Here is a 9,905-nt window from a genome sequence, read left to right as displayed (position 1 = left end):
GGTCTGAGCAAGAAAGAGATCATCCGCTGCCTCAAGCGCTACCTCGCCCGCGAGGTCTACGCCGCCCTCACCCACACCCGAAAAGATCTTGAACCAGCTGCTTGACGTCCATAGGAGCATCGGAACGTGCTCCCGTGAGCTGATCTTCCGGTTGGCGAGCCGGGTCATCTCGCTGCGGAGGCCTTCCCGGGCCTGGTCCTGGCCTGCCGTGCAGTCAACCCTGTCCCGAGCTCTGCGTGCGTGGGGCTGTGGTCGGGTTGGGTTCACTACCGAACCCCGTGGTGGCGTGGACGGCCGTCCCCGACTCGGAGGCACGCCCGTTCTCGACGAGCGCGTCGCTGCTGGGTGCCCGCGCGACTGTCCTGTGGTCCCGAGCCATCTCGATCGACGTCTTCAATCGGGGCTGTCTTCCTGGTTGGGTTCCGCGGGACCTGGCCTGCGCGGTGATCTTGCGGGGGCGAGCCGGGTCATCGCGCTGCGGAGGGCGAGGCGAGCTTCTCGCAGCGCGCCCGCCAAGCGCGCGGCCCGGGCGAGTCGTCCTCCCACCTGGTTCAGCGGAACTCGCGGACAGCGGCGCCGATGTGGCGCCGCCGCTCGGTCAGTCAAACGCACGAGATCGGCCTGACGGTCCTCCGCCCAAGATCGACCAGCCCCTGGACCACCGGACAGTCGCCCTGCATCCGACGGGACGTGCTCGTCCACGAATCCGGGAGGGCGCGACGAGCAGCTCGCAACGCGCCCACCGGATCGGTTGTCCTCAGACCCGGCCCAGCACCCGACCGCAACGCGCGAAGCGCAGGCCGCCCGCCCGAGGACCGGTGGCCGCACCCCGAGGGAGAATGCGACGCCGCAGCTGGTGCATCTCCGACAGTCCGACGCGAGCCGCGGTCGAGAACCGCGCCAACCCAGCCCAACCGGGTTCCGCGGAACGCACGTCACGGGTTCCGCGGACCCACAAAAAGAATCTTCATCGAAGCCGTCCCAGATGGCTCGGAATTGTCAGACCCGCCTGCCATCCTCGAACCATGACCGCCACCATCCTCCCCCTCCCCACCGGCCTCACCACCGACGCCCTGGAAAACGAACTCCTCACCCTCGCCGGACAACTCGCCGCCGCCGAATGCCGCTTCCTGGTACTTCTCGCCGAATTCGACGACCGCCGCGGCTGGGCCATCGACGGCGTCTACTCGTGTGCTCACTGGTTGTCCTGGCGCGCCGGCATGAACATCCGCACCGCCAACGAACGACTACGCGTCGCCCACGCCCTCCAACAGTTACCGAAGATCACCGAAGCCTTCGCCGCGGGCCGCTTGTCCTACTCCAAGGTCCGCGCCATCAGCCGGGTCGTCGGCTCCGACTCGGCCACCCTGACCCGGATGGCCGCCGAGATCGCCGCGGGCACGTCAGATCTCAAGTACACCACGGTCGCCGATCCGGAGACCGCCGAGAAGATCCTGTTGACCCTGGCGTTGGGTGGCACGGCCGGGCACCTGGAGACCGTGGTCCGGGCGGTGCGGCGCCGGCACGCCCCGGCCGGGGACACCGCGGCCCGCAGGTCGCTGACCTGGACCTGGGACGACGACGGCTCGCTGATCGTGCGGGCTCGGCTCACCCCCGACGCCGGGGCCGCGTTCATCAGCGCGATCGAGGCCCGGGTGCCCAAGCGGCAACCGGTCACCGCCCGCACCGAGCCGGGTCCGCGGGACCCGGACGAGCAGGCCAGGGAACTGGAACCGGGCACAGCGCTCGACCGGACCGAGGCCCGCCGCGCCGACGCACTGATCGAGTACCTCACCCGCGAACCCGGAGAGGGGCCCGTGGTGGAGCGGGGCACCGCCCAGGTTGTTGTCCACCTGGATGCCGACTCCGGCACCGCGCGGATCGAGAACGGGCCCGAGATCCCCCGCACAACCGCCGAGCGACTGGCCTGCGATGCCCGCGTGCAGGTTCTGCTGAACGACCGCACCGGCAACCGCATGTACCTGAGCCGCACACGGAGGTTGGCGACACCGGCACAGATCGCCGCATTGACCGTGCGGGACGGAGACAGGTGCCAGTTTCCGGGATGTGTGCACACGCGCTATCTGAATGCGCATCATGTGTGGTGGTGGGTGTGGGGCGGGCCTACCGATATCGACAATCTGGTGCTGCTGTGCAGCCACCACCACAAGGTGATCCACGACCACGGCTACCACGTGAAACGCCGCGCCGGAAAGTGGGAATTCGCCCGCCCCGACGGGTCAGCGATCCCGGCCACCGCGCCGGCACTGAGCGGGAATCTGGAGGACCTGGCCGAGCGGCACGCCCGCATCGATCACTGGACGTTGACGCCGGACTGGTACGGCGACCGCCTCGACCCCGACCCCATCCTCGACGCCCTGCTCCCGAAGCGGGTGCGGCCGGTGGCGGCGTGACCGTGCGTGCGCCGTCGGAGAACCGTGCGCGGCGCCGCCGACGCTGGGCGCATGACGACGAACGAGAGGAAGCCCGTCACCGTCATCGGTCTCGGGCCGATGGGGCAGGCGATGGTGCGCAAGCTGGTGGCGGCGGGGCACCGGGTGACGGTGTGGAACCGCACGGCGAGCCGCGCCGACGCGCTGGTGGCGGAGGGTGCGGTGCGCGCGGCGACGCCCGCGGAAGCGGTGGCGGCGAGCGAGCTGGTGATCCTGTCGCTCACCGACTACCAGGCGATGTACGACATCCTCGGCTCCGCGGGCGACGCGCTCGCCGGGCGCGTGGTGGCGAATCTCAGCTCCGACACGCCGCAGCGCACCCGCGACGCGGCCGACTGGCTCGCCGAGCGCGGCGCGCAGCTCCTCGCCGGTGGGGTGATGGTCCCCGCGCCGATGGTGGGGGAGGAGGGCGCGTACGTCTTCTACAGCGGGCCGCATGCGGTGTTCGAGACCCACGAACCCACGCTGCGCGTACTCGGCCGGCCCGACTACCGGGGTGCCGACCCGGCGCTCGCGCAGCTGTTCTACCAGGCGTTGCTCGCCGTGTTCCTCTCCACACTCGCGGGGGAGTTGCAGGCGGCGGCGCTGGTCGGGTCGGCGGGGGTGCCCGCGAAGGAGGTCATGCCGTACGTGGCGGACACCATCGGGCTGGCCGGGGCCTTCGCCGACGAGACGGCCCGGCACGTCGACGCGCGCGCGTACCCGGGCGACCTCAGCACGGTCACGATGATGGGTGCCACGGCCGACCACATCGTCGCCGCCAGCGCGGCCGCCGGGCTCGACACGACGTTGCCGGACGCGGTGAAAGCCCTCTACGACCGCGCCATCGCCGCGGGGCACGGGAACGACAACTGGACCAGCCTGTACGAGGTCATCACGCGATCGGCTGCGTCCGCTCGTTGACGCGCTGATCCGCCGGACGGACGATGGGAGCTCGCACTTTCTCGACGAGGAGAAAGACGATGATCGAGCTCGAGGCCGTGTCGAAGGTCTACCACTCCGGGGCGTTCGAGGTCCGAGCGGTCGACGGGGTGACCCTGTCCATCTCCGAGGGCGAGTTCGTCGCGATCATGGGGGCGTCGGGGTCGGGCAAGAGCACCCTGATGAACATCCTGGGCTGCATGGACACGCCCACCACCGGCGTGTACCGGCTCGACGGGATCGACGTCGGCTCGCTCGGGGAGAACCAGCTCGCCCGGATCCGCAACACGCGGATCGGGTTCGTGTTCCAGTCGTTCAACCTGGTCCCGCGCACCGATGCGCTGACGAACGTGGAGCTCCCACTGGTGTACATGGGGGCGCACCACCGCAGGCGGCGGGCGCGGGCCGGGCTGGAGCGCGTGGGGCTGGGCGGGCGGATGCGCCACCTGCCCACCGCGCTGTCGGGTGGTGAGCAGCAGCGGGTCGCGATCGCCCGCGCGCTGGTCACCGACCCGCGGATGATCCTCGCCGACGAGCCGACCGGCAACCTCGACAGCGTCGCCACCACCGAGGTCATGGACCTGTTCTGCGAGCTCAACCACGAGGGGCACACCATCGTGCTGATCACGCACGAGCGCAGCGTCGCGGCGCTCGCGCGGCGGGTGGTGCGGCTGGAGGACGGCCGGGTGGTGAGCGACCGTCCCAACAGCGCGTTCGTCGGTTGACGGCCGCGCTCACCAGCGCGGGGTGCGCCGCTCGTAGGTGGGGTCGACGCGGCGCATGTAGCCGGTGTCGTCGCGGTCGGTGATGCCGCAGGCCAGGTACTGCTCGTGGAGGACGCCGAGGGCGTCCCGGTCGAGCTCGACGCCGAGGCCGGGTCCGGTCGGCACGGCGACGGAGCCGTTCTCGAAAGTCAGCGCGCCCGGCCGGATGACGTCTTCGGCGGGGTCCTTCCACGGCCAGTGGGTGTCGCAGGCGTAGGTGAGGTTCGGGGTGGCGGCGGCGAGGTGGGTCATCGCGGCGAGGCTGATGCCGAGGTGGCTGTTGGAGTGCATCGACAGCCCCAGCCCGAACGTGTCGCAGATGCCCGCGAGCAGCGTGGAGCGGCGCAGGCCGCCCCAGAAGTGGTGGTCGGAGAGCACGACCTGCACGGCGTCCTGCCGGATCCCCGGGTCGAGGTCGGCGAAGCTGACGACGCACATGTTGGTGGCGAGCGGCATCGACACCTCGCGCGCGACCTCGGCCATGCCCTCGATGCCCGGGGTGGGGTCCTCCAGGTACTCGACGAGCCCGTCGAGCGACTTGCCGACGCGGATCGAGGTGGGTACCGACCACGCGGCGTTGGGGTCGAGCCGCAGCGGGTGGTCGGGGAACGCGGCGCGCAGCGCGGTGATGGCCTCGATCTCCTCGTCGGGGTCGAACACGCCGCCCTTCAGCTTGATGGCGGAGAACCCGTATTCGGAGATCATGCGGCGGGCCTGCTCGACGATCCCGTCCGGGTCGAGCGCGGCGCCCCAGCGGTCGGGCTCGCTGCCGGGGTGGCCCGCCCACTTGTAGAAGAGGTAGGCGGAGAACTCGACGCGGTCGCGCACCGCGCCGCCGAGCAGCGCTGAGACGGGCTGCCCGGTGGCCTTGCCCTGGGCGTCGAGGCACGCGACCTCGAACGGGGAGAAGACGCGGTCCACCGTGCTGCCGCTGGCGATCATGCCGGCCGTGCCCGAACCGCCTGTGGTCTGCCCGCCCGGGAGGGAGTCGGCCACGGCGCGGACGAGACCGTTCAGGTCCCACACGTCGGTGCCGAGCACCAGGTCGGCGGCGCGGCGCAGCCGGGCGAGGTGGGCGGAGTCGGCGTAGGTCTCGCCCAGGCCGGTGAGCCCGTCGTCGGTGCGGATCTCGACGATCGTGCGGATCGCGTGGGTCTCGTGGACGCCCACGGCGTTGAGGAGGGGGAGATCCCCGAAGGCCACCGGGGTGATGTCGACTGCGGCGATGCGGTGAACGGTCACCGCCCCATTCTGACGGGGCAGATCCATTTACACGGAGTTATCAAGTTGGTCTTGACCGGCCTTGTGGCCCGTGGGACGGTACCCGGAACTCGGCAAACGAACTATTTACGAACCTGGTCCGTATTTGGGGACGCATGCGAATGGTTCTCGGGCTCGTCCTGCACACCTCCCACCAAGCTCGGCTCGCGGTGGCGAGCGGCGCTCTCTCGGGTGTGCAGCTGGAGCTGGTGATCTACGAGCAGGAGCGCGAGATCCGGCCGAAGGTCCAGGCGCTGCTGGACCGGGTGCACCTGGACGGGATCCTGCTCGGGCGCGTGCCCTACGACGCGTGCCGCGACCTGCTGCCGCCGGACCTGCCGCTGTCGATCAACCGGTACGGGGCGCTCGAGCTGACGCTCACGCTCGGCCGCGCGCTGCGCATGGGGTGGGCGCCCGGGCCGGTGTCCATCGACACCTTCGACCGGCCGATCGTCGACGACGTCGGCAAGGCGCTGGGCATGAGCCCCGACCAGATCACCTGCCTGCCGTACTCGGCGGACACCTCGTACGAGGAGATCGTGGAGTTCCACCGGCGCTTCCTGGCCGAGCACCCGGACGGCTACGTCATCACGGTCCGCAGCGAGGTCACCCGGGCGTTGAGCGGGCACGCCCGGATGCTCAACGTCATCCCGCTCGAGTCGACCGTCCGGTCCGAGCTGCACGAGCTGGTGCTGCGGATCCAGTCCCAGCGGGCCACGGAGCGGTCGTTCGCGGCGGGGATCTTCTCGGTGGTCGGCTTCGAGAAGGACTCGAACCTCGACCGGGCCCGCGTCGGCCTCCTGAACATGCTGCTGAACACCCCGGAGTTCGCCGACGCGTGGGTGGACACGCGGGGGAGCCGCGGTGTGGCGGTGCTGGCGCACCGGGCGCTGTTCAACGAGGTCACGGCCAACTGGTCGGCGCTGCCCGTGGTCGGCACGGCGGAGGAGACGCTGGGTATCCGCGTGGCGGCGGGGTTCGGGTTCGGGTCCTCGGCCCGCACGTGCGTGGTGCTCGCCGAGAAGGCCGTGGCGCAGGCCGAGCAGACGGGCGCGCCGTGCGGCTTCCTGATGGACGAGGACGGGCTGATGGTCGGGCCGCTGCGGCCGGGCGCCACCCCGTTGCGCTTCACCTACCGCGAGCACGGGCCCGATCTGGAGCGGGTGGCCCGCCGGGCCGGGCTGTCGGCCGCCACGATCTCCCGGCTCGCCGCGGTCGAGCGCAACCGCGCCGGCCGGCCGCTGTCGCCGGGTGATCTCGCCGACGCGCTCCACATCACCGATCCCAGCGGGCGTCGGTTGATCCGCAAGTTGATCGCGAGCGGCCTGGCGGTGCCCCGGGGCAGCGCCCAGGCCAACCGCAAGGGAAGACCCACCAACCTCTACCAGCTGACGGTCGCCGCGGCGATCGGAGAGGACGTCGAATGAAGCCGGAGACCTCCTTCAGCCGCCGCCGGGCGCTGCAGCTCGGCGCCCTCACCGCCGGTCTGCCCGCCCTGAGTTCGGTGCTGGCCGCCTGCGGCGGGGGCGGTGACGCGTCCGGGGCCGTGAAGTTCTCCGGCTGGGACTACGAGTCGGCGCTCGTGCAGGCGAACGTGGACCGGTTCGTGCAGCTCCACCCGGACGTCCCGGTCGAGTACACGCCGATCACCAGCGCGCAGTACGTGCAGAAGACGGTGGCGGAGTTCACCGCGGGCGGCGGGCCGGACGCCCTCTACGTCTACGACGACTCCCTCGCCGGTTGGGTGGCCGCGGAGTACCTGCAGCCCCTGGACGGGATGCCGGGCGTGGACGAGGTGTACGCCGGGATCTACCCGTCCAACGCCGAGGCGATGACGATCGACGGCAAGCGGTACGGGCTGCCCTACTACACCGACACGCAGTGCCTGATCTACAACGAGGAGATCCTCGCCCAGGCCGGGATCGCCGCGCCGCCGACGTCGCTCGACGAGCTGGAGCAGCAGTCGCAGCGCATCAAGGACGCGGGGATCCTCGAGTTCCCGATCGGCCTCACCGCGCAGCTGCAGGACACCTGGCAGGCGTGGGTGTGGGGCCTGGTCTACGCCGCGGGCGGCTCCATGTTCGACGAGGCGGCCAACCCGGTCATGGAGAACGACGCGGCGGTGCGCGAGGTCTTCGGGTGGCTGCACCGGGCCGCCACGGTGAGCCGGGTGATCGACCCGGCCGTGCTGCAGCTGCTGCCGGTGCCGCTGGACGACGCGATGAAGGCCGGGCGGTACGCGTTCACGATCGGTGCGCGCTACGCGCTGCGCGACTACAACGACCCGTCCCGGTCGCAGTCCGCGGGCAAGCTCAAGATCGCCTACATCCCCAGCCTCGACGGCACGGTGGCCGGCACCGTCAGCACCACGCGCATGTACGCGCTCAGCAAGGACACCGAGGTGCCGGAGAAGGCGTTCACGCTGCTGACGTACCTGGGTGGCTACACCGACGGGGTGCCCTACACGGCGAAGTACTGGTTCGAGAAGAAGGGCCTCGGCTTCCCGTTCACGGCGCTGGAGCAGGACCCCGAGGTGCAGGCGGGCCTGGCCACGTTCGCCGACCCCGAGATCTACTCGGGGCTGGCCGAGCTGGCGCGGCCGCGCACGGCGATCAAGCACCCCTGGTACAGCGAGTACGAGAACGAGCAGCAGAAGACCGTGCAGCAGCTGCTGTCCGACCAGACCTCGCCCGACGACGCGGTGCGGTCGCTGTCGGCGGCCGTGGCGTCCCTCAAGCAGAAGTACTCGTGACGGCGCCTCGTCCGCCGCGCGGCCTGAGCGACACGGCTCGGGCGTACGTGCTGAACGCGCCCGCGATGATCGTCATCGGGTTGCTCGTCGCGTATCCCATCGCCTACTCGTTCTGGCTGTCGCTGCACCGCTACAACCTGAAGCTGCCCGCGCTGGAGCGGTTCGTCTGGTTCCAGAACTACGTCTCGCTGGTCACCGACCCGGTGTTCCTGAACTCGCTGTGGGTCACGGTGATGTTCGTGGTGGTGGTGCTCGGCCTCACCGTGCTCCTCGGCACGACGCTGGCGCTGGTGCTGAACGAGACGTTCCTCGGGCGGGGCGTGCTGCGCAGCCTCGTGCTGCTGCCGTGGGCGATGCCCGGGGTGGTCAACGGCCTGATGTGGCGCACGATCTTCGACGCGAAGACCGGTGCCCTCAACGGGCTGCTGCTGCAGCTGGGCCTGATCGACTCCTACCAGGCGTGGCTGACCTCGCCCACCGGCGCGTTCCTCATCACGGCGTTCGCGCAGGTGTGGAACACGCTCCCGTTCACGGTGATCATCCTGCTGGCCGGCCTGTCGACGATCCCGAGCGAGCAGTACGACGTGGCCAAGGTCGACCGGGCCGGGGTGGTGCAGCGGTTCACGCAGGTGACGCTGCCGTGGCTGCTGCACCCGCTGCTGATCGTGCTGATCCTCGAGACGATGAACGCGTTCCGGGCGTTCGACACGATCTACGTGCTCACCGGCGGCGGCCCGGGTGACGCCACGAACGTGATCGCCGTGCTCAACGTCCGCACGGTGCTGACCTACACCGACTTCGGGCTCGGCAGCGCGTACTCGTGGGTGATCACGATCGTCACGCTGGTGATCTCGATCGGTTACATCTCGACGCTGTACCAGAGGGGGCGGATCGACGTATGACGAAGAAGGTCGTCCTCTATGTCCTGGCGATCGGGTTCGCGCTCTACCTCGTGGTGCCGTTCTACTGGATCGTCAACATGAGCTTCATGCACGAGGCGGACGCGGCCTCGGTGCCGCCGCACTTCCTGCCCGACAACCCCACCGCGGACAACTACGTCAGCTTCGTGAACCCGAGCGCCAAGGAGGCGCTCGTCGGGTCGAACGCGGTGGCGGACACCCCGTTCGCGGTGCTGAACAGCCTGGTGGTGGCGTTCTCGACCGCGGTGGTGAACCTGGTGCTCGGCACGTTCGCCGCGTACTCGTTCTCCCGGCTCCAGTTCCGCGGCAGCCAGGTGCTGCTGATCGTCTACCTGCTGACGCGGATGGTGCCGGGCATCGCGATCATCATCCCGTTCTACCTGGTGATGCGCACGCTCGACCTGCTCGACACGTACGGCGCGCTGATCCTGTCGTACACGACGTTCGCGCTGCCGATCACGATCTGGATCCTCAAGGACTACTTCAGGACGATCCCGCTCGAGCTCGAGGACGCCGCACGCGTCGACCGGTGCGGCTGGTTCCGCATGATGTGGACTGTGTTCCTCCCGATCTCCGCGCCCGGCCTCGTGGCGGCGGCGATCTTCTCGTTCATGACGGCGTGGAACGAGTTCATGTTCGCGCTGTTCATGACCAGCACCATCGCCTCGCAGACCATCCCGGTGATCGCCGCGAACTTCGCCACCGACGTGGAGACGCAGGTGACGATGATGGCGGCCGCGGGCGTGCTGGCGGTGGTGCCGCCGCTGGTGCTGGTACTGATCTGCCAGCGCCTGATCGTGCAGGGCATGGCGGCCGGTTCGGTGAAGGGGTAGAC

At 70.0% G+C, this 9,905-nt stretch carries 8 protein-coding genes; 7 read left to right on the top strand and 1 reads right to left on the bottom strand.

Going from position 1 to position 9,905, the window contains the following annotated elements:
* The first annotated feature begins 1,025 nt into the window (after positions 1 to 1,025).
* The 3 genes from ACFPL3_RS38935 to ACFPL3_RS38925 are packed head-to-tail and all read left to right on the top strand — an operon-like array spanning position 1,026 to position 4,099.
* Entirely contained in the window at positions 1,026 to 2,414 is a 1,389-nt protein-coding gene (locus tag ACFPL3_RS38935) for an HNH endonuclease (RefSeq protein ID WP_343946098.1), read from the top strand.
* 51 nt (positions 2,415 to 2,465) lie between these two features.
* Positions 2,466 to 3,356, top strand: a complete 891-nt coding sequence (locus ACFPL3_RS38930; RefSeq protein ID WP_343946099.1) for an NAD(P)-dependent oxidoreductase — start codon at positions 2,466 to 2,468, stop codon at positions 3,354 to 3,356.
* Positions 3,357 to 3,415: 59 nt separating this feature from the next.
* Entirely contained in the window at positions 3,416 to 4,099 is a 684-nt protein-coding gene (locus ACFPL3_RS38925) for an ABC transporter ATP-binding protein (protein ID WP_343946100.1), read from the top strand.
* Between the two features lie 9 nt (positions 4,100 to 4,108).
* Here ACFPL3_RS38925 and ACFPL3_RS38920 read toward each other — a convergent pair whose 3' ends face one another.
* Positions 4,109 to 5,380, bottom strand: a complete 1,272-nt coding sequence (locus tag ACFPL3_RS38920; RefSeq protein ID WP_343946101.1) for a glucarate dehydratase family protein — start codon at positions 5,378 to 5,380, stop codon at positions 4,109 to 4,111.
* Positions 5,381 to 5,514: 134 nt separating this feature from the next.
* On the opposite strand from ACFPL3_RS38920, the gene ACFPL3_RS38915 reads away from it, so the two are divergent.
* Genes ACFPL3_RS38915 through ACFPL3_RS38900 form a run of 4 tightly spaced genes read left to right on the top strand, consistent with a single transcriptional unit; the run spans position 5,515 to position 9,903 of the window.
* The gene (locus ACFPL3_RS38915) at positions 5,515 to 6,825 is read left to right on the top strand and encodes a helix-turn-helix domain-containing protein (protein WP_343946102.1); all 1,311 of its coding nucleotides are present in this window, start codon (positions 5,515 to 5,517) and stop codon (positions 6,823 to 6,825) included.
* Positions 6,822 to 8,150 carry an ABC transporter substrate-binding protein gene (locus tag ACFPL3_RS38910; RefSeq protein ID WP_343946103.1) on the top strand — a complete coding sequence of 443 codons (1,329 nt, stop codon included), beginning with the start codon at positions 6,822 to 6,824 and terminating at the stop codon, positions 8,148 to 8,150. The genes ACFPL3_RS38915 and ACFPL3_RS38910 overlap by 4 nt, the downstream gene beginning before the upstream one ends.
* Positions 8,147 to 9,052 (top strand): carbohydrate ABC transporter permease, encoded by a 906-nt coding sequence (locus tag ACFPL3_RS38905; protein WP_343946104.1) that lies wholly within the window; start codon positions 8,147 to 8,149, stop codon positions 9,050 to 9,052. The genes ACFPL3_RS38910 and ACFPL3_RS38905 overlap by 4 nt, the downstream gene beginning before the upstream one ends.
* Complete coding sequence (locus tag ACFPL3_RS38900; protein ID WP_343946105.1) at positions 9,049 to 9,903, top strand: carbohydrate ABC transporter permease; 855 nt, start codon at positions 9,049 to 9,051, stop codon at positions 9,901 to 9,903. Before ACFPL3_RS38905 ends, ACFPL3_RS38900 begins: the two co-directional genes overlap by 4 nt.
* Positions 9,904 to 9,905 lie beyond the last annotated feature (2 nt).

Origin of the sequence: Pseudonocardia zijingensis, from assembly GCF_042657305.1 — a bacterium.
Classification (GTDB): Bacteria; Actinomycetota; Actinomycetes; order Mycobacteriales; family Pseudonocardiaceae; genus Pseudonocardia; species Pseudonocardia zijingensis.
This window is presented reverse-complemented; position numbering and strand designations above follow the sequence as displayed.

Coding starts and splice junctions, on each gene's coding strand:
- ACFPL3_RS38930 (WP_343946099.1), top strand. CDS start 2,466: ATGACGACGAACGAGAGGAAGCCCGTCACCGTCATCGGTCTCGGGCCG.
- ACFPL3_RS38900 (WP_343946105.1), top strand. CDS start 9,049: ATGACGAAGAAGGTCGTCCTCTATGTCCTGGCGATCGGGTTCGCGCTC.
- ACFPL3_RS38910 (WP_343946103.1), top strand. CDS start 6,822: ATGAAGCCGGAGACCTCCTTCAGCCGCCGCCGGGCGCTGCAGCTCGGC.
- ACFPL3_RS38935 (WP_343946098.1), top strand. CDS start 1,026: ATGACCGCCACCATCCTCCCCCTCCCCACCGGCCTCACCACCGACGCC.
- ACFPL3_RS38925 (WP_343946100.1), top strand. CDS start 3,416: ATGATCGAGCTCGAGGCCGTGTCGAAGGTCTACCACTCCGGGGCGTTC.
- ACFPL3_RS38915 (WP_343946102.1), top strand. CDS start 5,515: ATGCGAATGGTTCTCGGGCTCGTCCTGCACACCTCCCACCAAGCTCGG.